General features: G+C 69.4%; 18 protein-coding genes and 2 riboswitches. Of the genes, 5 read left to right on the top strand and 13 right to left on the bottom strand.

Features of this window, described 5'->3' with window-relative positions; genetic code table 11:
- The first annotated feature begins 97 nt into the window (after nucleotides 1-97).
- The 4 genes from G6N56_RS03430 (at nucleotide 98) to G6N56_RS03415 (ending at nucleotide 7,245) form a co-directional block, all read left to right on the top strand.
- Nucleotides 98-1,453: a hemolysin family protein gene (locus tag G6N56_RS03430; protein WP_085256684.1), complete on the top strand. Its 1,356-nt coding sequence runs from the start codon at nucleotides 98-100 to the stop codon at nucleotides 1,451-1,453.
- A complete protein-coding gene (locus tag G6N56_RS03425) occupies nucleotides 1,453-2,511 on the top strand; it encodes a hemolysin family protein (protein WP_085256685.1) in 1,059 nt (352 codons plus the stop codon). Before G6N56_RS03430 ends, G6N56_RS03425 begins: the two co-directional genes overlap by 1 nt.
- A 290-nt stretch (nucleotides 2,512-2,801) precedes the next feature.
- On the top strand, nucleotides 2,802-4,997 hold the full coding sequence (locus G6N56_RS03420) for a malate synthase G (protein ID WP_085256686.1): 2,196 nt from the start codon (nucleotides 2,802-2,804) through the stop codon (nucleotides 4,995-4,997).
- A gap of 133 nt (nucleotides 4,998-5,130) precedes the next feature.
- Nucleotides 5,131-7,245, top strand: a complete 2,115-nt coding sequence (locus G6N56_RS03415; protein ID WP_085256687.1) for a substrate-binding domain-containing protein — start codon at nucleotides 5,131-5,133, stop codon at nucleotides 7,243-7,245.
- Nucleotides 7,246-7,280: 35 nt separating this feature from the next.
- Here the strand turns inward: G6N56_RS03415 and gcvP are convergent, their stop codons facing one another.
- The 12 genes from gcvP to G6N56_RS03355 all read right to left on the bottom strand — a co-directional run bounded on the left by gcvP (nucleotide 7,281) and on the right by G6N56_RS03355 (nucleotide 21,037).
- Entirely contained in the window at nucleotides 7,281-10,106 is a 2,826-nt protein-coding gene (gene gcvP, locus G6N56_RS03410; RefSeq protein WP_085256688.1) for an aminomethyl-transferring glycine dehydrogenase, read from the bottom strand.
- A gap of 43 nt (nucleotides 10,107-10,149) precedes the next feature.
- A riboswitch (glycine riboswitch) is annotated at nucleotides 10,150-10,261 on the bottom strand.
- Nucleotides 10,262-10,359, bottom strand: a riboswitch (glycine riboswitch).
- A 139-nt stretch (nucleotides 10,360-10,498) separates the two neighbouring features.
- Entirely contained in the window at nucleotides 10,499-11,125 is a 627-nt protein-coding gene (locus tag G6N56_RS03405) for a MerR family transcriptional regulator (RefSeq protein WP_085256689.1), read from the bottom strand.
- A gap of 426 nt (nucleotides 11,126-11,551) precedes the next feature.
- Nucleotides 11,552-12,046, bottom strand: a complete 495-nt coding sequence (locus G6N56_RS03400) for a bifunctional nuclease family protein (protein ID WP_085256899.1) — start codon at nucleotides 12,044-12,046, stop codon at nucleotides 11,552-11,554.
- 116 nt (nucleotides 12,047-12,162) lie between these two features.
- Nucleotides 12,163-12,912 carry a transcriptional regulator FtsR gene (gene ftsR / locus G6N56_RS03395; protein ID WP_085256690.1) on the bottom strand — a complete coding sequence of 250 codons (750 nt, stop codon included), beginning with the start codon at nucleotides 12,910-12,912 and terminating at the stop codon, nucleotides 12,163-12,165.
- Nucleotides 12,912-13,397: a glycogen accumulation regulator GarA gene (gene garA, locus G6N56_RS03390; protein WP_085256691.1), complete on the bottom strand. Its 486-nt coding sequence runs from the start codon at nucleotides 13,395-13,397 to the stop codon at nucleotides 12,912-12,914. The genes ftsR and garA overlap by 1 nt, the downstream gene beginning before the upstream one ends.
- Nucleotides 13,398-13,731: 334 nt before the next feature.
- Nucleotides 13,732-14,130, bottom strand: a complete 399-nt coding sequence (gene gcvH / locus G6N56_RS03385) for a glycine cleavage system protein GcvH (protein ID WP_085256692.1) — start codon at nucleotides 14,128-14,130, stop codon at nucleotides 13,732-13,734.
- Nucleotides 14,131-14,156: 26 nt separating this feature from the next.
- Nucleotides 14,157-14,987: a DUF881 domain-containing protein gene (locus G6N56_RS03380; RefSeq protein WP_085256693.1), complete on the bottom strand. Its 831-nt coding sequence runs from the start codon at nucleotides 14,985-14,987 to the stop codon at nucleotides 14,157-14,159.
- Nucleotides 14,988-15,015: 28 nt separating this feature from the next.
- Entirely contained in the window at nucleotides 15,016-15,348 is a 333-nt protein-coding gene (locus G6N56_RS03375) for a small basic family protein (protein ID WP_085256694.1), read from the bottom strand.
- 31 nt (nucleotides 15,349-15,379) lie between these two features.
- The gene (locus tag G6N56_RS03370; protein ID WP_085256695.1) at nucleotides 15,380-16,294 is read right to left on the bottom strand and encodes a DUF881 domain-containing protein; all 915 of its coding nucleotides are present in this window, start codon (nucleotides 16,292-16,294) and stop codon (nucleotides 15,380-15,382) included.
- On the bottom strand, nucleotides 16,287-16,913 hold the full coding sequence (locus G6N56_RS03365; protein WP_085256696.1) for a CDP-alcohol phosphatidyltransferase family protein: 627 nt from the start codon (nucleotides 16,911-16,913) through the stop codon (nucleotides 16,287-16,289). The genes G6N56_RS03370 and G6N56_RS03365 overlap by 8 nt, the downstream gene beginning before the upstream one ends.
- A gap of 104 nt (nucleotides 16,914-17,017) precedes the next feature.
- Nucleotides 17,018-19,342: an accessory Sec system translocase SecA2 gene (secA2, locus tag G6N56_RS03360; RefSeq protein WP_142280685.1), complete on the bottom strand. Its 2,325-nt coding sequence runs from the start codon at nucleotides 19,340-19,342 to the stop codon at nucleotides 17,018-17,020.
- Between the two features lie 51 nt (nucleotides 19,343-19,393).
- A complete protein-coding gene (locus tag G6N56_RS03355; protein ID WP_142280686.1) occupies nucleotides 19,394-21,037 on the bottom strand; it encodes an acetolactate synthase in 1,644 nt (547 codons plus the stop codon).
- Between the two features lie 104 nt (nucleotides 21,038-21,141).
- On the opposite strand from G6N56_RS03355, the gene G6N56_RS03350 reads away from it, so the two are divergent.
- Entirely contained in the window at nucleotides 21,142-23,067 is a 1,926-nt protein-coding gene (locus G6N56_RS03350; RefSeq protein ID WP_085256697.1) for a vitamin B12 ABC transporter pemease/ATP-binding protein BacA, read from the top strand.
- A 359-nt stretch (nucleotides 23,068-23,426) separates the two neighbouring features.
- Here the strand turns inward: G6N56_RS03350 and G6N56_RS03345 are convergent, their stop codons facing one another.
- Complete coding sequence (locus G6N56_RS03345) at nucleotides 23,427-24,887, bottom strand: FAD-binding protein (RefSeq protein WP_085256698.1); 1,461 nt, start codon at nucleotides 24,885-24,887, stop codon at nucleotides 23,427-23,429.
- Nucleotides 24,888-24,923 lie beyond the last annotated feature (36 nt).

Here is a 24,923-nt window from a genome sequence, read left to right as displayed (position 1 = left end):
CGCAGGCACGCGCCGGGGCCCGGATGGCGAGCCGGGCCTTTCGCAGCGGACGGCGACCCGCGCGCCCCGCACCGGACCCGTCGTCACGAACGTTCCCGTGACCCTGATCAGCGTGGTTGCCATCGCGCTGCTGATCTTCGGCAACGCGGTCTTCGTCGCCGCCGAGTTCTCGCTGACCACGCTCGACCGCAGCACGGTCGAGGCCAACGCACGCCACGGCGGGCGTCGGGACCGCTGGATTCTCAGCGCCCAGCGCCGGTTGTCTTTCCAGCTGTCGGGCGCCCAGCTGGGTATCTCCGCCACCACCCTGGCGGCCGGCTACCTGACCGACCCGATGGTGGCCGACCTGCCCCACCCGTGGTTCGACGCGATAGGGATCCCCGACCGGGTGGCCGACGGGATCATGGCCTTCCTGGTGCTGGCGGTCGTCACGTCGGTGTCGATGGTGTTCGGCGAGCTGGTGCCCAAGTATGTCGCCGTGTCGCGGCCGATGTCGGCCGCCCGGGCGGTCGTCGGCGCCCAGTTGCTGTTCTCGCTGCTGCTCACCCCGGTGATCCGGCTGACCAACGGCGTGGCCAACTGGATCGTCCGCGAGCTCGGCATCGAGCCGGCCGAGGAGCTGCGGTCGGCGCGGTCGCCGCAGGAACTGCTGTCGCTGGTGCGTTCCTCGGCGCGCAGCGGAGCCCTGGACGCGGCCACGGCCGCCCTGGTGCGCCGGTCGCTGCAGTTCGGCACACTGACGGCGGAGGAGCTGATGACGCCGCGGTCCAAGATCGTCGCGCTGCAGACCGACGACACGGTCGCCGACCTGATCGCCGCGGCCGCGGAGTCCGGGTTCTCCCGGTTCCCCGTCGTCGACGGCGACCTCGACGAGACCGTCGGGATCGTGCACATCAAGCAGGTGTTCGCGATCCCGCCCGCGGACCGCGCGCACACGCTGTTGACCACCGTCGCCCAACCGGTGCCCGTCGTGCCCTCCACGCTCGACGGTGACGCGGTGATGGCCGAGATCCGGGCCAACAGCCTGCAGACGGCGATGGTGGTCGACGAGTACGGCGGCACCGCGGGCATGGTGACCGTCGAGGACCTGATCGAGGAGATCGTCGGCGACGTGCGCGACGAGCACGACGACGCCACCCCCGATGTGGTGCCGGCCGGCGACGGCTGGCGGGTGTCCGGCCTGCTGCGCATCGACGAGGTGGCCACGGCCACCGGCTACCGGGCCCCCGAGGGGCCTTACGAGACGATCGGCGGCCTGGTGCTGCGCGAGATCGGCAACATCCCCACGGCCGGCGAGGTGGTCGAGCTCCCCGCCCTGAACCAGGACGGCCTGCCGGACACCGCCCTGCACTGGCAGGCGCGCGTCGTCCGGATGGACGGGCGCCGGATCGATCTGCTCGAGCTCACCGAACTCGACGGGAGCGGTCACCTGCCCGCGGGACGGGAGCACTGATGGACAATCCGCTGGGAGTGCTGCTGGCCCTCGCCCTGATCGGGGTCAACGCGTTCTTCGTCGGAGCGGAATTCTCGCTGATCTCGGCGCGGCGCGACCGCCTCGAGGCGCTGGCCGAGCAGGGCAAGGCGAGGGCCGTCACCGTGATCCGCGCCGGGGAGCAACTCCCCGCCATGCTGGCCGGCTCCCAGCTTGGGGTCACCGTCGCCTCGCTGCTGCTCGGGCGGATCGGCGAGGCTGCAGTCGCCGATGCGCTGCGTGCGGCGCTCGGCCTGACCGGCATCAACGCGACCCTGCTGCACACGCTGTCGTTCGTGATCGCGCTGGCGATCGTGGTCACCCTGCACGTGCTGCTGGGCGAGATGGTGCCGAAGAACATCGCGCTGGCCGGTCCGGAGCGCACGGCGATGCTCCTGGTGCCGCCCTACCTGGTCTATGTGCGGGCCGCCCGGCCGTTCATCGTCTTCTACAACAAGTGCGCCAACCTGGTGCTCCGGGCGGTGGGTGTGGAGCCCAAGGAGGAGCTCGACATCACCGTCTCCCCCGCCGAGCTGAGCCAGATGATCGCCGAATCCACCTCCGAGGGCCTGCTGGATCCCGAGGAACACACCAGGCTCACCCGGGCGCTGCAGCTGCGCACCCGCATGGTCGGCGACGTGGCGGTGCCGCTCGCCGAGGTCCACGCGATCCCGGTCGCCGCGGCGGGCTCCGGGCCGAGGGTCAGCGCCGTCGAGCAAGCCCTGGCCCAGACCGGCTATTCGCGCTTCCCGGTCGCCGACGTCGACGGCCGATTCATCGGTTACCTGCACATCAAGGACGTGCTGACGCTCGTCGAGGATCCCGAGACGGTGATCGACCTGGCGGTGGTACGACCGCTGCCGCGCGTCCCCCGGTCGCTGCCCCTGGCCGACGCCCTGTCGCGGATGCGCCGCAGCAACAGCCACCTGGCACTGGTCACCGCGGACGGCTCGGACGGCGGCGGGGGCGCCGTGGTGGCGATGGTGGCGATGGAGGACCTGGTGGAGGACCTGGTCGGCACCATGCGCGAGGCGTCCTGACGGTCGGCTGATCGTGGGCTGGTCGTCCTGCGGGTCGGGTCGAGCCCGTATGATGCCAACGGCTACCAGTCGAGCAAGGGCTGGAGAGCGGAATGCCGGGCGCGCGGAACATGCGACGCCGGGGCGGCCCGCACCGCTTGCCGAATCGGCATCGCTTGCGTTGTAACGGGGTCTGACCTGCTATTGCCGGTCGGCCGGATGACGTTCGCCCGATTGCCGGTCGGTAGGCTGAGAAGGATGTCCGTTAGGGGGCCTGCGACGTGTGGCGCGGCCCATTGTGGAGGAGAGAGATGACTGATCGCGTGTCGGTGGGGAACTTGCGGGTCGCCCGAGTGCTCTACGACTTCGTGAACAACGAGGCCCTGCCCGGCACCGATATCGACCCCGACACCTTCTGGGCGGGCGTCGACAAGGTCGTCGCCGACCTCACCCCGAAGAACCAGGACCTGCTGAACCGCCGGGACGAGCTGCAGGCCCAGATCGACAAGTGGCACCGCCAGCGGGTCATCGAGCCGTTCGATATCGATGCGTACCGCCAGTTCATCACCGAAATCGGTTATCTGCGGCCCGAGCCAGAAGACTTCACGATCACGACCTCCGGGGTCGACGACGAGATCACCACGACCGCCGGCCCGCAGTTGGTGGTGCCGGTGCTCAACGCCCGCTTTGCGCTGAACGCCGCGAACGCCCGCTGGGGCTCGCTGTACGACGCCCTCTACGGCACCGACGTCATCTCCGAAGAGGACGGCGCCGAAAAGGGCACCGGCTACAACAAGGTTCGCGGCGACAAGGTCATCGCGTATGCGCGCAACTTCCTCGACCAGGCGGTGCCGCTGGAATCCGGCTCCTGGGCCGACGCGACGGGACTGTCCGTCGAAGACGGCCGGCTCCAGATCGCGACCGGCGACGGATCCGTCGGCCTGGCAAGCCCGGAGAAGTTCGCCGGCTATGACGGCGAGCTCGGTTCCCCCAACTGGTCGGTGCTGCTGGCCAACCACGGGCTGCACGTCGAGATCCTGATCGATCCGGAATCGCCGATCGGCAAGACCGACCGCGCCGGCATCAAGGACGTGGTCCTGGAATCGGCCGTCACCACGATCATGGACTTCGAGGACTCCGTGGCCGCCGTCGACGCCGACGACAAGGTGCTCGGCTACCGCAACTGGCTGGGGCTGAACAAGGGCGACCTGTCCGAGGAAGTCACCAAGGACGACAAGACGTTCACCCGGGTGCTCAACCAGGACCGCACGTACACCACGCCCGACGGTGAGGGCCAGCTGACCCTGCCGGGCCGCAGCCTGCTGTTCGTCCGCAACGTCGGGCATCTGATGACCAACGACGCCATTGTCGACGCCGACGGTGGCGAGGTTTTCGAAGGCATCATGGACGCCCTGTTCACGGGGCTGACGGCGATCCACGGCCTCAAGACCGGTGATGCCAACGGTCCGCTGCAAAACAGCCGCACCGGGTCCATCTACATCGTCAAGCCCAAGATGCACGGGCCCGACGAGGTCGCGTACACCTGCGAGCTGTTCAGCCGCGTCGAAGACGTCCTGGGCCTGCCGCAGGCCACCCTCAAGGTCGGCATCATGGACGAGGAACGACGCACCACCGTCAACCTCAAGGCCTGCATCAAGGCCGCCGCCGACCGCGTCGTGTTCATCAACACCGGCTTCCTGGACCGCACCGGAGACGAGATCCACACGTCGATGGAGGCCGGTCCGATGATCCGCAAGGGCGCGATGAAGAACACCACGTGGATCAAGGCCTACGAGGACGCCAACGTCGACATCGGCCTGGCCGCCGGCTTCAAGGGGAAGGCGCAGATCGGCAAGGGCATGTGGGCGATGACCGAGCTGATGGCCGACATGGTCGAGCAGAAGATCAGCCAGCCGAAAGCGGGCGCTACCACGGCGTGGGTGCCCTCGCCGACGGCGGCCACCCTGCACGCGATGCACTACCACTACGTCGACGTGGGCGCGGTGCAGGAGGAGCTCGCGGGCAAGAAGCGCACGACCATCGACGAACTGCTGACCATCCCGCTGGCCAAGGAACTGGCCTGGGCTCCCGAAGAGATCCGCGAAGAGGTCGACAACAACTGCCAGTCGATCCTCGGTTATGTGGTGCGCTGGGTCGCCCAGGGCGTCGGCTGCTCGAAGGTGCCCGATATCCACAACGTCGCGCTCATGGAAGACCGTGCCACGCTGCGAATCTCGAGCCAGCTACTGGCCAACTGGCTGCGCCACGGCGTGATCACCGAGGAGGACGTCCGCGCCAGCCTGGAGCGGATGGCGCCGCTGGTCGACGAACAGAACGCCAAGGACGCGGCCTACCTGCCGATGGCGCCGAACTTCGACGACAGCTTGGCGTTCCTGGCCGCCCAGGACCTGATCCTGACCGGGACGCAGCAGCCCAACGGCTACACCGAGCCGATCCTGCATCGCCGTCGCCGCGAAGTTAAGGCCCGCGCGGCCCAATCGAGTTGAGCTCGAGCCCGCGTCGTAATCGCGCTCAACCATGGGTTATCGCGGCCGATGGCTAAAATCGGCGCCGGGTTCACGCACAACGCGCGTCACGGACAGCGCGTGATGGACAGACGGAAAGGCGGCGGGCACCACTATGGGTAGGCACAGTTTGCCCGACCCTGAGGACTCCGTCGACGAGCCCGCTGGCGCCGCGACCTTCGCCGACGAACCGGAGGCGGGCGCCCAGAGCCACCGCCGCTATTGGGACGACGAGCCGGCCGTTACCACCGACTCGACAGGCGACTTCGGCTATCCGACCGGCGAGGCGGGTCACCACGTCACCGACGAGGACCTCCCCGACGAGGACCTTGCCCACGAGGACACCGACGAGGACCGCTACCCGGCGGACGCCTTCGCGGGTGGCACGGCCGACGAGTACCCAGAGTTTCCCCCGCGGCAGGCTGGGCCGGCGACCTCGGAGCCGCCGACCTCCCCGCCGTCCCTGTTCCGCCGCGCCGGGCATCGCGGCCTCGGCGACTGGCGCGGTGGTCATCGCAGCGAGGGCGGCCGCCGCGGCGTCAGCATCGGCGTGATCGTCGCGCTCGTCGCCGTCGTCGTGGTCGTAGCCGGCGTGATCCTGTGGAGCTTCTTCGGCGACGCGCTGTCGCACCGCTCCCACCAGGCCGCCGGCCGGTGCGTCGGGGGCCAGGAACCGGTCTCGGTCATCGCCGACCCGTCCATCGCGCAGCCCATTCAGCAGCTGGCGGAGAACTTCAGCTCGTCGGCGAGCCCGGTCCGTGACCACTGCATGGTGGTGGCCGTCAAGCCGGCGAACTCCGACGCGGTGCTCGGCGGTTTCATCGGCAAGTGGCCCGCGGAGCTGGGCGGCCAGCCCGCGTTGTGGATTCCGGGCAGCTCGGTCTCGGCGGCGCGGCTCTCGGCGGCGACGGGTCAGAAGACCATCACCGACAGCCGCTCGCTCGTGACATCGCCGGTGGTGCTCGCGGTGCGGCCGGAACTCCAGCAGGCGCTGGGCAACCAAAACTGGGCGGCGTTGCCGGGCCTGCAGACCAACCCGAACTCGTTGACCCCATTGAACTTACCGGCCTGGGGATCGCTGCGGCTGGCGCTGCCGACGGGTGGCAATGGCGACGCATCGTTCCTGGCCGGCGAGGCGGTGGCGGCTGCCTCGGTCCCCGCGGGCGCGCCGGCGACCCAGGGCACCGGCGCCGTGCGCACCTTGCTCGGCGCGCAGCCGAAGCTGGCGGACAACTCGCTCACGGAGGCCATGAACGCGCTCGTCAAGCCCGGCGACGCGGCGGCGGCGCCGGTGCATGCGGTCATCACCACCGAACAGCAGGTCTTCCAGCGTGGCCAGTCGTTGTCGGACGCGAAGACCACCCTGGGCTCCTGGTTGCCGCCGGGGCCGGTGCCGGTCGCCGACTACCCGACCGTCCTGCTCAGCGGCAAGTGGCTCACCCAGGAGCAGGCGTCGGCGGCCAGCGAGTTCGCTCGCTTCATGCACAAGCCCGAGCAGCTGGCCAAGCTCGCCCAGGCCGGTTTCCGGGTGAACGGTGTCAAGCCGCCGAGCAGCCCGGTCACCAATTTCCCGGCGCTGCCGGGCACCCTGTCGGTGGGTGACGACGCGACGCGCGCCACGCTGGCCGAGGCGATGGCCGCCCCGTCGAGCGGGCTGGCCGCGACCATCATGCTCGACCAGTCGATGCCCGGCGACGAGGGCGGGAAGACGCGGCTGGCGAACGTGATCGCCGCGCTTCAGGACAAGATCAAGGCGCTGCCGCCGTCCGCCGTCGTGGGGCTGTGGACCTTCGACGGCCACGAGGGCCGGTCCGAGGTGGCCAGCGGGCCGCTTTCCGATCCCGTCAACGGGCAGCCGCGCACGGCCGCGCTGGCGGCGGCGCTGGACAAGCAGTACTCGTCGGCCGGCGGGGCGGTCTCGTTCACGACGCTCCGCATGATCTACCAGGGAATGCAGACGAATTACGTTGCCGGTCAGATCAATTCGATACTGGTGATCACCGCGGGGCCGCACACCGACCAATCGCTGGACGGGCCCGGCCTGCAGGACTTCATCCGCAAGAGCGCCGACCCGGCCAAGCCGATCGCCGTCAACGTCATCGACTTCGGCGCCGACCCGGACCGGGCGACGTGGGAGGCCGTCGCCCAGCTCAGCGGTGGTGGCTACCAGAACCTGTCCACGTCCGCGTCGCCCGGGCTGGCCGCGGCGATCAACAACTACCTGAGCTGACGTCGACCCGCGCCGCGGCCCCGACGGCGGCTTCCCTAGGCGAAAGCCTCCACCGGAGGGCACGAGCACACCAGGTGCCGGTCGCCGTAGGCGCCGTCGATGCGCCGCACCGGCGGCCACACCTTGGGCCGGAAGGCCTTGCCGAGCGGGTAGGCGGCCTCCTCCCGGGTGTACGGGTGCTCCCAGTCGGCGACCAGCAGGCAGTCGGCCGTGTGGGGCGCACCGCGTAGCGGGTTGTCGTCGGCCGGCCACTCCCCCGCGCCGACGCGGTCGATCTCGCGGCGGATCGCGATCATGGCCTCGCAGAACGCGTCGACCTCGGTCAGGGTCTCGCTCTCGGTCGGCTCCACCATGAGCGTGCCGGCCACCGGGAAGCTCATCGTCGGCGCGTGGAAACCGTAGTCGGCCAACCGCTTTGCGACGTCGTCGACCGTCACGCCGGTCGACTTGGTGATGCCGCGCAGGTCGAGGATGCACTCGTGGGCGACCATGCCGTTCTCGCCGGTGTAGAGCACGGGGAAGTACTCGTCGAGGCGCCGGGCGATGTAGTTGGCCGAGGCGATGGCCGTGAGCGACGCGGCCCGCAGGCCGCCGGCGCCCATCATCCGGATGTAGGCCCAGCTGATCGGCAGGATCGATGCCGACCCGTAGGGCGCCGACGACACCGGATGGCCTCCGGGCAACTCGGGCGCATAGGGGTGGCCCGGGAGGAACGGGGCCAGGTGCGAGCGCGCGGCCACCGGGCCCACCCCGGGACCCCCGCCGCCGTGCGGGATGCAGAACGTCTTGTGCAGGTTCAGGTGGCTGACGTCGCCGCCGAACTTGCCCGGGCGAGCCAGGCCCACCAGCGCGTTGAGGTTGGCGCCGTCGACGTACACCTGGCCGCCGGCGTCGTGCACCGCCGCGCAGATGTCGGCGATGTCGTGCTCGTAGACGCCGTGGGTGGACGGGTAGGTGACCATCAGGGCCGACAGCCGCTCGCCGTGCTCGGTCACCTTGGCACGCAGGTCGTCGAGGTCGACGTCGCCGTTATCGTGGCACGCCACCACGACCACCCGCATGCCGGCCAACGCGGCGGATGCCGCGTTGGTGCCGTGCGCGCTGGACGGGATCAGGCAGATGTCGCGGTGCGGTTCCCCGCGGCTGGCGTGGTAGTCGTGGATGGCCAGCAGGCCGGCGTACTCCCCCTGCGAGCCGGCGTTGGGTTGCAGCGAGACGGCGTCGTAACCCGTGATGTCGACCAGCCAGTTCTCCAGATCGCTAATCAGCCGGCGCAGACCCGGGGTGTCCGAGGCCGGGGCGAACGGATGCTGGCGCGCGAATTCCGGCCAGGTGATCGGCTCCATCTCGGCGGCGGCGTTGAGCTTCATCGTGCACGACCCCAGCGGAATCATGCTGCGGTCCAACGCCACATCCTTGTCCGCCAGCGTGCGCAGGTAGCGCATCATCGCCGTCTCGGTGCGGTACTGGGTGAAGGCGGGGTGGGTCAGAAACTCCGACGTGCGGGTCGCGATGTCCGCGCGGGCCGGTTGCGCGGCCCTCAGCCCGAAGGCGCGCAGGACCGCGGCGACATGGTCGTCGGTCGTCACTTCGTCGCAGGCGACCGACACGTGGTCGTCGTCGACGCGCCACAGGTTGATGCCGTCGGCCTGCGCGGCGGCGATCACCTCGTCGGCGCGGCCGGGCACCCGGGCCAGCACCGTGTCGAAGTAGGAGTCGTGCACCAGCGCGTCACCCAGCGCGCCCGCGATGGTCTCGGCGTGCGAGTGCACGCGGCGGGCGATCCCGGCGAGCCCGTCGGCCCCGTGGTAACTGGCATACATGGCGGCCATCACCGCCAGGAGGACCTGCGCGGTGCAGATGTTGCTGGTCGCCTTGTCACGCCGGATGTGCTGCTCGCGCGTCTGCAGCGCCAGCCGGTAGGCCGGGGACCCGTCGGCATCCAGGGACACCCCGACGAGCCGGCCCGGCAGCTGACGGGCGTGCTTGGCGTGCACAGCGAGGTAACCCGCGTGCGGACCGCCAAATCCCATCGGGACGCCGAACCTCTGCGTGCTGCCGAAGGCCACGTCGGCGTCGATCTCGCCCGGTGGCGTGATCAGCGTGCACGCCAGCAGGTCGGCACCGACGGCCACCAGCGCCCCGCGGTCATGAGCCTGCGCCACCAGCGCCGACCAGTCGGTGATCTGGCCGCTCGCACCCGGCAGCTGGGTGATGACACCAAAGAACTCGCCTTCGGGCAGGCCCTCGCGCAGGTCGGTGCTGACGATCTCGATGCCCAGCGGCCGGGCCCGGGTGGCCAGCACGGCCGCGGTCTGGGCGAACACGTCGACGTCGACCGCGAGCCGGTTCCCCGCGCCCTTGGCCGCGCGGTGCATCAGCGTCATCGCCTCGGCGGCCGCGGTGCCCTCGTCGAGCATCGACGCGTTGGCGACCTCGAGCCCGGTGAGGTCGGACACCATCGTCTGGAAGTTCAGCAGCGCCTCGAGGCGGCCCTGGCTGATCTCCGGCTGGTACGGCGTGTAGGCCGTGTACCAGGCGGGGTTTTCCATGATGTTGCGCAGCAGCACCGGCGGAGTGAGCGTGTCGTAGTAACCCTGCCCGATCATCGACACGGCAACGGTGTTGGCGTCGGCCAGCGCCCGCAGCTCGGCGAGCGCCTCGGCCTCGGTGGCGGCCGGCGGCAACCGGTCGAGGCCCGGCGCGGCGCCGGTCCCGGTGAGCTTGTCGAGGATGCCGTTGGGGACGGCCTTGGCCGCCAGCTCGTCGAGCGAGTCGACTCCGATGACGGCGAGCATGGCCGCAACCGCTCGGCTGTCCGGGCCGATGTGGCGGGCGGCGAAAGTGGATTGGTCGGGCACGGCACTCCTGAGGTGAGCAGCAGGGGCAGAGGACTTAGCGGCCCTCTCCCTCTGTCTTCACCCGTTCGCCGGGCGCCTGAGAGATTCGGTGCCGCCTAGTGCCCGGCGCCTTTCCCCATCGGCGGGTGTGTCACCACCGCTTTCCAGAGGCGTCGTTTACTCGCGCGGTCCGGGTGCCTGAGAGGTTGACGGAGAGGTGTTGCTCCTTCGGCGTCCGTGACTGGCAGCCACGGAACTCTCCCGCTCGAATGCGACGCGTCGTCCAGCTTACCCGCCGGCCCCCCTAACCCGCGGTCCCCATTCCCCGCGAGCATGCGTGTCGGCACGGCGACACGCCGTACGGCGCGTACATTCGCGCGCGCTCGCGCCGACGATTTGCTCGGGGCCCTCGGCTAGCCGATCTTGCGGTCGCGGTGCTTACGCCGCGAGGCCAGCTCGTCCTCCGGTGCCGCGATGGACTCGCCGCCGTCGGCCCGCTCGCCCGGGAAGTCGGCGATCACGCCGGTCAGTTCCCGCATGGCGCCCGACACGGCGATGCCGAACACGCCCTGCCCGCCCTGCAGCAGGTCGACGACCTCCTCGGCCGACGTGCACTCGTAGACCGTGGTGCCGTCGGAGAACAGCGTGATGTTGGCCAGATCCTGCACGCCACGCTGGCGCAGGTGGTCGACCGCGACCCGGATGTTGTGCAGCGAGATGCCGGTGTCGAGCAACCGCTTGACGATCTTGAGGACCAGGATGTCCTTGAACGAGTAGAGGCGCTGGCTGCCGGAGCCGGCCGCGCTCCGGATCGACGGGACCACCAGCGACGTCCGGGCCCAGTAGTCCAGCTGGCGGTACGTGATCCCGGCGATCTGGCAGGCGCTGGGCCCGCGATAACCGACGAGCTCGTCGGGGACGGAATCGTCGGGGAACAGGCCGGGCTGCACGGGCACGGTCGCCGCGGTGACCGGGGAGTCACCGCTCGCGTGCGCTTGGCCGGCTAGGTCCAGCTGTTCTTGACGTGGCTGCTCGCTCACGGTGGTTCCTCTCGCCGATCGCGCTCTCGTTACTAGCTGCGTGTCTGGGCTGCGACGCAGCCACGTTTGCTCAGGCCCGAGTGCTTGAGAGCTTACGCTTTTCGATAGCCGCCGCGCCTTAAGTCGTCATCAAAGTATGGCCGTCGCCGGGCTGAGAGGGGGCGCTATCCGCCAGGCGTGTCGACATCCCGGGACCAGTTGAGACGGATCCGTGATATCGACGTCCAGAGTAGTGGCCGCGCGCCTCGACGTCGCGGCCACACCGACCTTCTCCTCGCGCCGCTGGCGCGGCGCGCATCGTCAGAACGCTAGGTCGTATGGCGTTCTTCCTCCTCGCGCCGCTGGCACGGCGCGCATCGTCAGAACGCTAGGTCGTATGGCGTTCTTCCTCCTCGCGCCGCTGGCACGGCGCGCATCGTCAGAACGCTAGGTCGCCTTGAAATCGTCCGGCGAGACGCTGTCGAGAAATTCCTTGAACTTCTCCACCTCGTCCTCCCGCACCGCGGTGCCGCCCTCTTCGTCGCTCTCGTCCGGGATCAGCAAGCCGGCTTGGGCCAGGACGGCCTCCTCGACGTAAATCGGGACGCCCACCCGCAGGGCGATCGCCACCGAGTCCGACGGGCGCGCCGACACGGTGATGTTGCGGTCGAAGATCAGGTCCGCGTAGAAGGTGCCCTCCTGCAGATCGACGATCCGCACTTCTTTCAGCGAATGCCCAAGCGCCGCAATGATGTCCCTGATCAAGTCGTGCGTCAACGGGCGCGGCGGCTCGACGCCTTGCTGCTCGAGTGCGATGGCTGCAGCCTCGGACTGGCCGATCCAGATCGGCAGGTAACGGTCACCGTTGGTCTCGCGCAGCAACAGCACCGGCTGGTTCTGCGGCTGCTCCACGCGAATGCCGACAACACGAACTTCACCCATCTGTGTCTGCCCTCCGCACACGCTGCCGTGGCCCCATGCCCCGTACGACGACACGGTCGAACACCATCACTTCCCCTCGTCGCCGAAACCAAGCCCGTCCGAACGAAGTCTAGTCCTCAGCGATGGAGAACGTCGCGAACGGCGGATTTGACCAGCGAGGTGTGCAGCGTGATGGCGAGCGCCGCCACCTCACGGGCCAGGTCGTCGGCGCGGTCGCGGGCACCGGCCTTCCCGGCTTTGACTACCGGGCCGGCGATTTGCGCGATCAGGTCGGACTGTCTGTCGGCCGCCGAACGGAAGGCGCGCAGGTGCCGCGGCTCCACGCCGTACTCCGCCAGCGCCCGCGCGCACTGCAGGATCACGACGGCGTGCTCGTCGAAGAACCCGCCGGGGCCGGTGGTGATCACCCCGGCCTTCAAAAGCGACGTCAGCAGGGCGTCGTCCACCCCAGAGCGCTCCAGGAGGTCTTCGCGGCTCAGCCGGACATGGGCGGGCGCCACCGCCGCCGCGTCGGACCCGGCCTCCGGCCCCACCTCCCCGGTTCCGGCGACGGAGACCAATCGCGGTACGCCGTAAGGCGATCCGAACGGGGGTAGTTCGCCGTCAGGCTGGGCGTCCAACTGCGCCCTGATCACCTTCAACGGCAGATAGTGGTCGCGCTGCGCGGTGAGGATGAACCGCAGCCGCGCGCAGTCGTACGCGGTGAACCTGCGATATCCCGAGGCAGCACGCTGCGGCGTCACCAGTCCTTCGGCCTCCAAGAATCGGATCTTGGAGATCGTGACATCGGGGAAATCCGGCCTCAGCAGCTCGAGGACGGCCCCAATCGACATCCCGGCCAGCGCCGGGCTATCGGGTGCGCTCACTACCCTGAGGATCCTCCCTCGTCGTCACCCTGCTTCGGCCCGGTCAGAAAGACCAGGCGGAACTTGCCGATCTGGACCTCGTCGCCGTTGGCCAGCACCGCCGAATCGACCGGCTCACGGTTGACGTAGGTACCGTTCAGGCTACCGACGTCGACCACGTGGAATTCGTTGTTCTCCAACCTGAATTCGGCGTGACGGCGGCTGACCGTGACATCGTCCAGGAAAATGTCGCTGTCGGGATGCCGACCGGCGGACGTGACCGGCTGGTCGAGCAGAAAGCGCGATCCGGCGTTCGGCCCGCGTTTGACGACCAGCAACGCCGAGCCCGCCGGGAGGCCCTCAACACCGGAAACGGCGCTCTCGGCCCCCGACTGTGCGGGGGCGTCCAGTTCGTTCAGGAAGTCGGCACGGAAGACGGAGGTCGTCTCCACGGTAACTTCGTCAGAAGTCTGGTCTTTCCCAAAATCGGAGTCCATGTCCGTCACGCGCTGCTCCTCACTGGCCGCTGTGGCGTTGTCTGACCGGGCCGCTCGGCCGGCTGCTTCACTAGGTCCTCTTCGCGGTTCGTCTTCGCCCGGTATCGCCGATCTTCGCTTATCCGCTGCTCTTTAGTGTCGTTCTGTCGACCGTACCGCGCACCGGTCGGAATTGTGTCCGCCGCGGGAGGATGAGAAGCCCGATTGTCTGGCTCCCCCACCCGTGGCCGGGAAACCCCCCTCTCGGCGTGAATCCCCGCCCCCCGCAACCGGGCGGCACCCCCGCGGGCCGGCCGGACCGTTCGTGTGGCCGTGCGGGGGCTGGCAGGGACATTAGCAATCGTCATTCGGTCAGTGTTCCGCGGTACGCCTCTGCGTCGAGCAGCCCCGTGATCGCCGACTCCAGGTCGGCAGGGTCCGAAACCTGGACGTCGAGAAGCCAGCCAGCCTCGTACGGGTCCGAATTCACCAGCTGGGGACTGCCTTCCAGCTCGCCGTTGACCGCGGATACCGTGCCCGAGACCGGCGCGAAGAGGTCCGACACCGACTTCGTCGACTCGACTTCGCCGAAGGACTCGCCCGCGGTGAGTTCGGTGCCGACGTCGGGCAGCTGAACGTAGACGACGTCGCCCAGCGCCGACTGTGCGAAGTCGGTGATCCCCACCCGCACGGTGTCATCACCGCTTCGCCGAACCCATTCGTGTTCGGCGGTGTAGTACAGGTCGGCCGGGATTTCGCTCACAAGTAGTCCTGTCTGGTCGGGCTGGTTCACTTGACGGGCTGAGCGTATTGGTGCGGTTTTGGTTGCCGCAAGGTGACGATGTCCACCCGGTCGGCCTGCTGCACCGACATTCGCGCGCCCACCCGCTTGATGCTGTCCTCCGCGCCGCCCGGAATGTTCATCGCCGCGGCCAGTGTCGGCGGATCGCCTATCGCCAGAACCGAATACGGCGGCGACAGCGTCTTGGTGTCGACGGTTAGCGAACCCGGTGTACCCACCACCCACGTGTCGACACCCACCCGCACCGACTCGTGCGCGTCGTTGACCTCGATCGCCTCGGCGCCGGCGGCGCGCAGCTCGTTGATCACGTCGAGCATCGCCTCCGGCGATACCCCTGGGCCGGGATCCTCGATCGTGACGGTGACGCCGGGCCCGGTGGCGCCCACCGAGCCGACGAGGATGGACAGGGCGGCCAGCCGTGCCTGGGCCCTTTGGATCGCGGCCTGATCGGTGTTGCCGGACGCCTGGAGCGAGTTCAGCGTGTTCTGCAGTTCGCTCACTTCGGTGTTCAGCGTGGCCTCGCGCTGCCGCAGTGAATCCAGCAGCACCAACAGGTCCGCGGGCCGCGCAGTGTCCAGCGAGTCCCCGCTCTTGGTCTGGCGCACCTGGGTGACGATGGCGACTCCCAGTAGGAGGCACAGCAGGACCGCCAGCGCCCCGAACGCCATCCGGGAACGACCGCCGCGCAGCAGCGCGGACGAGCCTCTGAACGGGCGCGGTCTCGTAGGTAGTTCGTGGCGGCCGTGCGGCGCGGCTTCGTGCCGGGTTGGCGCGTCGCGACTTTCGTCGCCCGCGGACTCCGCCGGTTCCCCGCCCACCGAAGAACTCACCTCGACTCCACGGCCGTCATGCCCCGAACAACCGGCGCCGCAGGGCGGCGGCGTTACCGAAGATGCGGATGCCCAGCACCACGATGATGGCCGTCGACAACTGGGTGCCGACGCCCAGCTGGTCGCCGACGTAGACGATGAGGGCCGCCACGAAGACGTTGAACACGAACGACACTACGAAGACCTTGGGGTCGAAGATCTGTTCGAGATACGCACGCAGCCCGCCGAACACCGCGTCGAGCGCGGCGACCACCGCGATCGGCAGGTAAGGCTGGATGACCTCGGGGACCGCCGGGTGGAAGATCAGGCCCAGCACGATGCCGATCGCCAGCGCGGCGATTCCGATCATGTGTGGCGTCCCGTCCGAGTAACGACCGTTGTCACTGGGGCCCAATCTGTTTGGCGAACTTGACTTCGCGGACCGATCCGGCGGGCAGTGACAGGCCGTCGGCCACGTTGACGGTCACACCGACACCATAGGAGACCTCCAGTAGCCGCAGGCGCTGCAGTCCCGGGCTGCGGTCGAAAGTGTCCCGCATGGCGTGCGGCGGCCCGATCGCGAGGATCGCGTACGGGCTGGCGGTGGGGTTGTTGTCGACCAGGATCGAGCCGCCGGCCTGCCGGATGGTCACGCCCGGGCCGATCCGGACGCCCCCGACGGAGACGGCCTCGGCGCCGCTGGCCCACAGCGAGTTGACGACCAGTTGCAGGTCACGATCCAGGATGATCTGCCTGCTCCCGCTGACCCGCTGCTTGGAGACGTCGGAAAGGTTCGGTCCGGCACCGGGATCGGTGACCGTCACGGTCAAGCCCGGGCCGATGACGGGTGTGCTGGCCGCCGCCAGGCTGAGCGCGTCGAGACGGCTCAGCAGACGCTGCCCTTCCGCGTCGTCGGCCAGCGCGAGCCGCTGGACGTCGTCGACCCGGGCCGACAACTCGGCGCGCCGCTGAGCCAGCTTGCCGGCCGTCGCTTCCGTCGACCGGACGCTGCGCACGAGTAGCTGCTGCGCGCTGTGCACGCCGGGCTCCACGGAGCGCGCCTGCGCGACCGCGGCGGCGAACACGGCGGCGATGAGCAGCGCCGCCAGCGCCTGCCACAACCAACGGGAGGCACGCCGTTCGGGACCGCCCGAGTCGGCCCGCCGAGCCGACGCAGCCGCGTAGCCGGGATCGAGGTGCTCCGACAGCAGGGCGCGCAGCAGCGAGGGCACCGGGATGTGCTTCGGGCGCGCCGCGTGCGGACGGTGGCCGGCATTGGGGTCGTAGCCGCCGAGCAGGCGGTCGGGCTCAGCCATGCTCGACGACTTTGCCGGTGACGGGTTGGGCATGGCGATTGAGCTTGGGCAGGCGGCGCAGCACCAGCGTCATCTGCACCGCGTAGAGCACGAACGCCCACAGGTACGCATACATCCCCCAGCCCAGGAAGCCCCATCCGCAGGCCCGCATCACCCGGCTCCACACCGCGCCTCCCGTCCCCAGCAGGACCAGCGGGAAACCGGACATGAGCGCGAAGGTTGCGGCCTTGCCGACGTAGGTCACCGGCAGCGCCGACAACCCGCGGCTCCGAAGCAGCGGCAGCGTCGCGGCCAGCAGGCCGTCGCGCGCCAGGAGCACGACGACGAACCACCACGGCACGATGTGGTCGAGCGCCAAGACGACGGGAACGGTGACCATGTAAAGGCGGTCGACGGCCGGGTCGAGCAGCACGCCCAGCCGCGAGGACTGGTCGAGCAGCCGCGCGATCTTGCCGTCGGCCCAGTCCGAGGCGCCGCTGAACATCAGGATGGCCACCGCCCAGCCGTTGGCGTGGGCGAATAGCAGCGCGTAGGCGAACACCGGGATCAGCGCCAGGCGGATCACGCTCAGGGCGTTGGGCACCGTCAGCACCCGATCAGGCGGAAGCACCGGCTCCATGAGCCGTGACCTTAGTCCGGCCAGTCGACGAGCGCCCGGCTGGCCGCGCACTCGTGCTCGGGCGCCCGGATGGCCGGGCGCCCGGCGGGAGGAGCCCAACCGGCCTAGCGGAACACCCCGGGCAGGCTGAGCGTGGAGAGCGTGTCGTCGGACAACGGGTTGTCGTTGACCATGTAGGTCCACGTCGACGTCGGCCGCGCCAGCTTGGACAGGTCCAGACCCTGCTCCTCCTCGAGGACGTTCGCCGTTTCGAACGTCTGCTGAGCCGCCTCGATGGCGTCTGCGGCGAGCGACGCGAACGCGTCGACCGCCAGCCGGTGGAACTCGTCCAGCGGGTTTTGCCGGCCCAGCGCGCGCAGGTGAATGCTCTCGCGAATATCGGCCAGGTAGGCCAGGTGGTCGGCCCAACCGCGGTCGAGATGGTACAGCATGATCTGCCGGCAGATCCTCTCCAGGCGCTCCTCGGAGATCTTTTCGGACAGTTCCTCATACCGCTTCGGCGCCAGCTCGGCGAGCTCCTCGCGCGCCGTCGGGGTGCGCAGCAACGTATTACGCCGGTCCACGATGATGGCCCGCTGCTGGGCGGTCAGCTGGTTGTACCGCCAGGTGTTCGCGTGCACGTCCAACATCCGGCCCTCGGCGACGCGCTGGGCGTGGTCGAGCAGGCCGGCCGCCTTGGGGCTGACGATCCGCCCGTCCTCGTCGGTCTGCATGGGCAGCTTGTTGTGGTCGAGGTTGGCCGCGACGACGTCGTCCTCCCAGCTCGAGAAGAACACCGAGGACCCCGGGTCGCCCTGACGTCCGGCGCGGCCGCGCAGCTGGTTGTCCAGCCGCTCGGTGTGGTGCCGGCCGGTGCCGACGACGTGCAGCCCGCCGAGCTCGGCCACCCGGTCGTGGTCGGCCTCGTCGGAGCCGCCGAGCCGAATGTCGGTGCCGCGCCCGGCCATCTGGGTGGAGACGGTCACCCTGCCGAACTCACCGGCCTCGGCGATCACCTTCGCCTCCTCCGCGTCGTTCTTGGCGTTGAGGACGACGGCGGGAACGCCGCGGCGCAGCAGCCGCTCGTGCAACTCCTCGGACTCGGCCACGTCGCGGGTGCCGACCAGCACCGGCTGACCGGTCTCGTGCATGTCGGCGATGTGCGCCACGATGGCGTCGTTCTTGGCCGCCGCGGTGATGTAGACGCGGTCGGACTCGTCCTCGCGGATGTTGGGGGCGTTCGGCGGGATCGGGGACACGCCGAGCTTGTAGAACTGGCGCAGCTGCTCGCCGGCGGCCAGCGCGGTGCCGGTCATGCCGCACACGGTCGTGTAGCGGTTGATCAGCGCCTGCACGGTGATGGTGTCGAGCACCTCGCCGGTCTCGGTGGTCTCGATGCCCTCCTTGGCCTCGACGGCGGCCTGGAGGCCGTCCGGCCAGCGCTGCAGCTGCGCGATGCGGCCGCGCGAGGCGTTGATGAGGTGCACCGCGTCGTCGCGAACGATGTAGTGCACGTCGCGTTGCAGCAGCACGTGCGCATGCAGGGCGACGTTGACCTCGGTCAGCGTGGTGCCGACATGCTCCTCGGAGTACAGGTCGATGCCGCCCAGCGCCTTCTCGACCTTGCGCGCCCCGACGTCGGTCAGGTGGACGTTGCGGCTGTCGGAGTCGGTGTCGTAGTCGACCTCTGGGGTCAGCTCCCCCACCAGCTTGATGATCTCCACTCGCGGCGTCTCGCGATGCGTCGTGCCCGCCAGCACCAGCGGCACCAGCGCCTCGTCGACGAGCACGGAGTCGGCCTCGTCGATCAGGGCCACATCCGGGTTGGGCGACACCAGGTCGTCGACGTCGGTCACCAGCTGATCGCGCAGCACGTCGAAGCCGATCTCGTTGACCGAGGCATACGTGACGTCGCAGCCGTAGGCCGCCCGGCGCTCCTCGCTCGTGGACTCCGCGGTGATCCAGCCGACCGTCAGGCCCATGGCCTCCAGCAGCGGGCCCATCCATTCGGCGTCTCGGCGGGCCAGGTAGTCGTTGATCGTCACGATGTGGACGTGCCGCCCGGCCAACGCGTATCCGGCCGCCGCGATCGCGCCGGACAGCGTCTTGCCCTCGCCGGTCGCCATCTCGATCACGTCGCCGGCCAGCATGCGCAGCGCCCCGAGCAGCTGCACGTCGAAGGGACGGAGGCCCGTCGACCGCTCTGCCGCCTCCCTGGCGATCGCCAGGAACTGCGGAATGTCGTCGGACTCCGCGAGATCGTCGAGCTTGAGCAGCCCCGTCGCCTTGAGCAGCTTCTCGTCGGTGAGGTCGGCCGCCTCCTTCTCGTACTCCGACGAGGAGGTCACCTGCGAGAGCGAACGGTTGCGGTTCTTTTCGGTGCTGGCGCCCAGCAACCGCCAGAAGCGGCTGGTCAGGCGGCCGGATTGGGCGGAGGTGGTCTTCGGCACAGGTCAACGGTACGCGAACCGCCCACCGGCGCGGCCGGTCGCGACACGCGGTTATGCCAAGTTCGAGCGGCGGGGGTAGGCGACGTTCGGGTCGGTGAGCACGTTGACGACGGCGGGCATGCCGCTGGCGAAGGCGCGTTCCAGCGCCGGCCGGAGCTCGGCGGGGGCGGAGACCAGCTCGCCGTGGCCGCCCAGCGCGCGCACCACCTCGTCGTAGCGCGTGCCCGGCCGCAGCTCGGCCACCACGGAATAGCCGTACAGCGCCTCCATCGGGTGCTTCTCGAGGCCCCAGATGCCGTTGTTGCCGATCACCGAAACGACCGGGACGTTGTGCCGGACCAGCGTGTCCCACTCCATGCCGCTGAAGCCGAAGGCGCCGTCACCCTGCAGCAAGACCACCTGGCGCTCCGGGTGCGCCAGCTTGGCGGCCAGCGCGTAGCCAGGTCCCGAGCCCAAGCAACCGAACGGGCCGCTGTCCAGCCAGCAGCCCGGCAGGTAGCTGTCGATCACCCGGCCGGCGTAGGACCCGAAATCGCCGGCGTCGATGACGACGATCGCGTCGCGGTCCAGCAGCGGCACCAGCTCGGCGTACACCCGCATGGGGTGCAGCGGGACGCGGTCGTCGGCGAGCTCGGCCTTCTCCTTGGCCCGCGCCGCGGTCTCGGCGGTGCGCAGTTCGTCGATCCAGTCCCGATGGTCGGTCTCCCCCGTCGCGGCCAGCGCCGCGAAGATCGTCAGCAGGTCGCCGTACAGCTCGGCCTCCACCGGTCGGGGATGCTTGCGCTCCGGCTTGACCCGGTCGATCACGACCAGCTGCGTGTCCGGGCCGAACACCGCGCCGAAGCCCAGCCGGAAGTCCATCGGCACGCCGACGACGAGCGCAACATCGGCCTCCCCCAACGCCTTTCCCCGCACCCGGGAGAAGGCGAGCGGGTGGTCGGCCGGCACCGCGCCGCGGGCCATCCCGTTCATCAGCACGGGGATCTGCCGCTGCTCGGCGAGGCGCAGGAGTGCGGCCTCGCCGTGACCCCACCACAGGTTGGTGCCGGCCATGATCACCGGCCGGCGCGCCTTCGCCAGCAGGCCGGCGGCCCGGTCGAGGGCCGCGCCGGCGGGACCCGGGCCCGGCGGCACATCGGTGAGGGCCCCTGGCCGCCCGTCGTCGTCGGCCATCGAGAACACGTAGTCCATCGGGAAGTCGACGAAAGACACTCCCGAGGGGGCGGCGACGGCCGTGCGCAGCGCCCGATCGACCAGCGGGCCGGCGTCGTCGGCCGACTGCGCGGTGGCGGCGAAGCGGGCCAGCGGCGCCACGAACGGCACGTGGTCAATCTCCTGCAGCGAACCCATGCCCCATCGCCCGGCCGGCGCCCGGCCGCCCAGCACCACCAGCGGCGACTGGTTCTGCTGTGCCGCCGCCATCGCGCTCATCCCGTTGGTGACGCCGGGGCCGGCGGTGAGCGCGGCGACGCCCGGCACCCTGGTGACCTTCGACCAGCCCTCGGCGGCGAAGGCCGCGGTCTGCTCGTGCCGGGTGTCGATCAGCCGGATACCCTCCTCACGGCAGCCGTCGTACAGGGAGAACAGGTGGCCGCCGGATAGCGTGAAGATGGTGCCGACCCCGCTGGCCTTGAGCCGCCGCGCGATCAGCCGGCCGGCGTGCAATGTTTGGGTGGGAACGGCGTCGGTTGTCATAACCGCAGCCTATCCACCGCCTTCGGGTACCCTCGCCGGAGGATTTGAAGTCGCGGAGAGCCGGACAACCCGGCCTTGAACCTCGACCTGAAGGAGAATCGACCTTGGGCCCCAAGCCGTTCAAGCCATCGATCGATTGGTCGGCGGCACCCATGGAATCGTTGCGGTGGGTCGCGATCGCGTGGGTGATCAGCGCCGTCTGCCTTGTCGTGGCGCTCGTCGTGTTCCGGTTCTCGACGCCGTGGGGTCAGCAGTTCTGGCGGATCACCCGGGGATACTTCTCCGGCATCCGCAGCTTCGGCGTTTGGCTGATGCTCGGCGTGCTGTTGCTGTCGGTGCTGCTCGGCGTGCGCCTCATGGTGCTGTTCAGCTACCAGAGCAACGACATGTACACGGCGGTGCAGAAGGCGGTTCAGGGCATCGCCTCCGGTGACGACGTCGTCAAACAGTCTGGGATCCATGGCTTTTGGGTGTCGATCGGCATCTTCGTCCTGCTGGCGACGCTGTACGTGATCCGGATCCTGGTCGACCTCTACCTGACGCAGCGATTCATCATCGCCTGGCGCATCTGGCTCACCGCCCATCTGACCGACGACTGGCTCGAGGGGCGGGCGTATTACCGCGACCTGTTCATCGACAACACCATCGACAACCCCGACCAGCGCATCCAGCAGGACATCGACATCTTCACCGCGAACGCGGGCGGCACCCCGAACTCGCCGGGGAACGGGACGGGCAACACCCTGCTGTTCGGGGCCGTCAATGCCGTCGCCTCGGTGATCTCGTTCGCCGCGATCCTGTGGAACCTGTCCGGGAACCTGACGGTGCTGGGCGTCGACCTGCCGCGCGCCATGTTCTGGACCGTCCTGGTGTACGTCTTCATCGCCACGGTCGTCGCGATCTGGCTGGGCCACCCCCTGATCTGGCTGAGTTTCAACAACGAGAAGCTGAACGCCGCATTCCGCTACTCCCTGGTGCGCCTGCGGGACGCCGCCGAGGCGGTCGGGTTCTACCGTGGCGAGCGGGTCGAGCGGGCGCAGCTGTGGCAGCGGTTCACGCCGATCATCGACAACTACCGCCGGTTCGTCCGGCGGACCATCATCTTCGGCGGCTGGAACTTCTCGATGTCGCAGGCCATCGTGCCGCTGCCGTGGGTGATTCAGGCGCCGCGGCTGTTCGCCGGCCGGATCGACTTCGGGGATGTGACCCAGAGCGCGCAGGCGTTCGGCAACATCCAGGACTCGCTGTCGTTCTTCCGCAACAACTACGACGCCTTCGCCGCCTTCCGCGCGGCGATCATCCGGTTGCACGGGCTCGTCGACGCGAACGCGCAGGGCCGGGCGCTGCCGACCATGCTGGTCAAGCCGAGTGAGCAGGCGACCGTCGAGCTGCGCGACGTCGAGGTGCGCACGCCCGGTGGGGACCGGCTGATCGACCCGCTCGACGTCTCCCTGGATGACGGTGACTCGCTGGTGATCACCGGGCGCTCGGGCGCGGGCAAGACCACGCTGCTGCGCAGCCTGGCCGAATTGTGGCCCTACGCCTCGGGCACCCTGTGCCGCCCGGAGGGCGACCACGCGACGATGTTCCTGTCGCAGTTGCCGTACGTGCCGCTGGGCACGCTGCGAACCGTGGTGTGCTACCCGAACGCGCCGGACGGGTTCTCCGACGACGAGCTGCGCGAGGTGTTGACCAAGGTGGCGCTGGCGCCACTGATCCCCCGCCTCGACGAAGAGCAGGACTGGGCCAAGGTGCTTTCGCCGGGTGAGCAGCAACGCGTCGCTTTCGCGCGCATCCTGCTCACCAAGCCCAAGGCCGTGTTCCTCGACGAGGCCACCTCAGCGCTCGACGTGGGGCTGGAATTCGCGCTGTACCAGCTGCTCCGCGCCGAGCTTCCGAACTGCGTGGTGGTCAGCGTGAGTCACCGGCCGGCCGTCGAGCAGCATCACGCCCAGGAGCTCCGCCTGCTGGGGGGAGGCGAGTGGCGGCTGGGTCCGGTCGAGGAGGAGAAGGAACCCGCGGGCGTCTAGCGCTGCGGCCGTCTCGGCGACCGAGATCGACGTTAGCGTGCGGTTCACTCACACTTTTTCGCGTTAACGACGATCTCGACGCGCCTACGCGCCCCCGGCCCGACGGGCCGCGTGCGCTCCGGCTGGGACGCAGACGCGCCTACGCGCCCCCGGCCCGACGGGCCGCGTGCGCTCCGGCTGGGACGCAGACGCGCCTACGCGCCCCCGGCCCGACGGGCCGCGTGCGCTCCGGCTGGGACGCAGACGCGCCTACGCGCCCCCGGCCCGACGGGCCGCGTGCGCTCCGGCTGGGACGCAGACGCGCCTACGCGCCCCCGGCCCGACGGGCCGCGTGCGCTCCGGCTGGGACGCAGACGCGCCTACGCGCCCCCGGCCCGACGGGCCGCGTGCGCTCCGGCGCGGCGCCCGAAGAACGACCCCTCCCCCAGCTGCGTCCCGCTGGCGTAACCCTTTCCGTCCTGGGCGATGTTGGACGCGCACGCGCCTGCCGCGTACAGACCCGGCACGACGGTCCCGTCCTCGCGTAATACCTCGCCGTCCACCGACGTCGCCAGGCCGCCGATGGTGAAGCCCGCATACATCGCCTTGCCCAGCGACATGTCGAACGCACCCCACGGTCCCTTGTCTTGTGCGGCAAGGAATTCCGGCTGCTTGTGGAAGTCGGGGTCCTCACCGCGCGCGGCGTGCGTGTTGTACCGGTCCAGCGTCGCGACGAGGTTTCCCCGGGGGATTCCGAGCGCGCTCTCCATCTCGCCGACGGTCTCCCAGCCGTCGATCAGCGGAACCAGCGGCATTTTCGGGTGCTCCAGGTGCGCCTCGTCGACGATCAGGTACGCCGCACTGTCCGGCTGGTCCATGATGAAGCCGGCGGTCCGGGAATGGTAGGAGTCCTCGGCCACGAACCGCTGCCCGAGCTTGTTCACGATGATCCCGGTCAGCAGGATCGACGGCGGGTAGGGCGGCGCCGTGATGAAGATCTGGTCCATGTGCTGCGTGGCGCCGCCCGCGGACACGCCTATCCGGATCCCGAGGCCGTCGTCGTAGGTGTTGCCGAGCACGAACGGCTTCTCGGCGAGTTTCGGGGTGTGCGCGGCTACCATCTCCGGGTTCATCACGAATCCCCCGGCGGCGACGATGACCGACTTTGCTTTGATCGCACCGGTTTCGGAGAACTGCTTCCACATCACCCCCGTCACTCCGGAGTCGTCCACGACGAGCTGGGTGGCGCCCGTCTCGTACCGGATCTGCACGCCCAGGCCGGCGGCGCGCTTCAGCAGCAGCTCGATGACCATGCTGGCGCCGCCGGTGTCGCCGGGGACCGGGACCTTGTGGCCGCGGGGCGCAGGCACCGCCTTCTCCAGGAACGGCCAGACCTTCTCGTTCCCGGTGAACATCAGCCCCTCCGTGTTGGGCTGGATCACGGCCTTACCCGGAAAGTAGCTGCGCTCGAACTGAAATCCAAGCTCTTCCAGCCAGTCGAAATGCTCGACGCTGCCGTCGCAGTAGGCGCGAATTTTCGCGTGGTCGGGCTGCCGCGACACGGCCACCAAATACTTGTACATCTCGTCGGGCGAATCCGGATGGCCGGTCGCCTGCTGCACGGCGGTTCCGCCGCCGAGGTAAAAGTGGCCTCCGGCAAGGGAAGTCGTGCCGCCTGCGGCGGCGGCTCGCTCCAGCACCAGCACGCGGGCGCCGGCCGCGGCCGCGCTGACCGCCGCGCAGCCCCCCGCGATGCCGAAGCCGATCACCACGACGTCAAAGTCGTCCGACCACGACGTCACGTCGTCGGCACGGACCGTGGCCGGTATCTCGGTGCTCATTGGCGCCACTCCTCCACATCGCTGTGTTCTGCATCG

This window comes from Mycobacterium saskatchewanense (assembly GCF_010729105.1).
In the GTDB taxonomy this organism is placed as follows: Bacteria; Actinomycetota; Actinomycetes; order Mycobacteriales; family Mycobacteriaceae; genus Mycobacterium; species Mycobacterium saskatchewanense.
The sequence above is the reverse complement of the archived record's forward strand: the minus strand, read 5'-3'. Positions and strand labels throughout refer to the sequence as shown.

Coding starts and splice junctions, on each gene's coding strand:
- G6N56_RS03425 (WP_085256685.1), top strand. CDS start 1,453: ATGGACAATCCGCTGGGAGTGCTGCTGGCCCTCGCCCTGATCGGGGTC.
- G6N56_RS03420 (WP_085256686.1), top strand. CDS start 2,802: ATGACTGATCGCGTGTCGGTGGGGAACTTGCGGGTCGCCCGAGTGCTC.
- G6N56_RS03415 (WP_085256687.1), top strand. CDS start 5,131: ATGGGTAGGCACAGTTTGCCCGACCCTGAGGACTCCGTCGACGAGCCC.
- G6N56_RS03400 (WP_085256899.1), bottom strand. CDS start 12,046: ATGGGTGAAGTTCGTGTTGTCGGCATTCGCGTGGAGCAGCCGCAGAAC.
- G6N56_RS03375 (WP_085256694.1), bottom strand. CDS start 15,348: ATGATCGGAATCGCCGCGCTGGCGATCGGCATCGTGCTGGGCCTGATC.
- G6N56_RS03370 (WP_085256695.1), bottom strand. CDS start 16,294: ATGGCTGAGCCCGACCGCCTGCTCGGCGGCTACGACCCCAATGCCGGC.
- G6N56_RS03365 (WP_085256696.1), bottom strand. CDS start 16,913: ATGGAGCCGGTGCTTCCGCCTGATCGGGTGCTGACGGTGCCCAACGCC.
- G6N56_RS03355 (WP_142280686.1), bottom strand. CDS start 21,037: ATGACAACCGACGCCGTTCCCACCCAAACATTGCACGCCGGCCGGCTG.
- G6N56_RS03345 (WP_085256698.1), bottom strand. CDS start 24,887: ATGAGCACCGAGATACCGGCCACGGTCCGTGCCGACGACGTGACGTCG.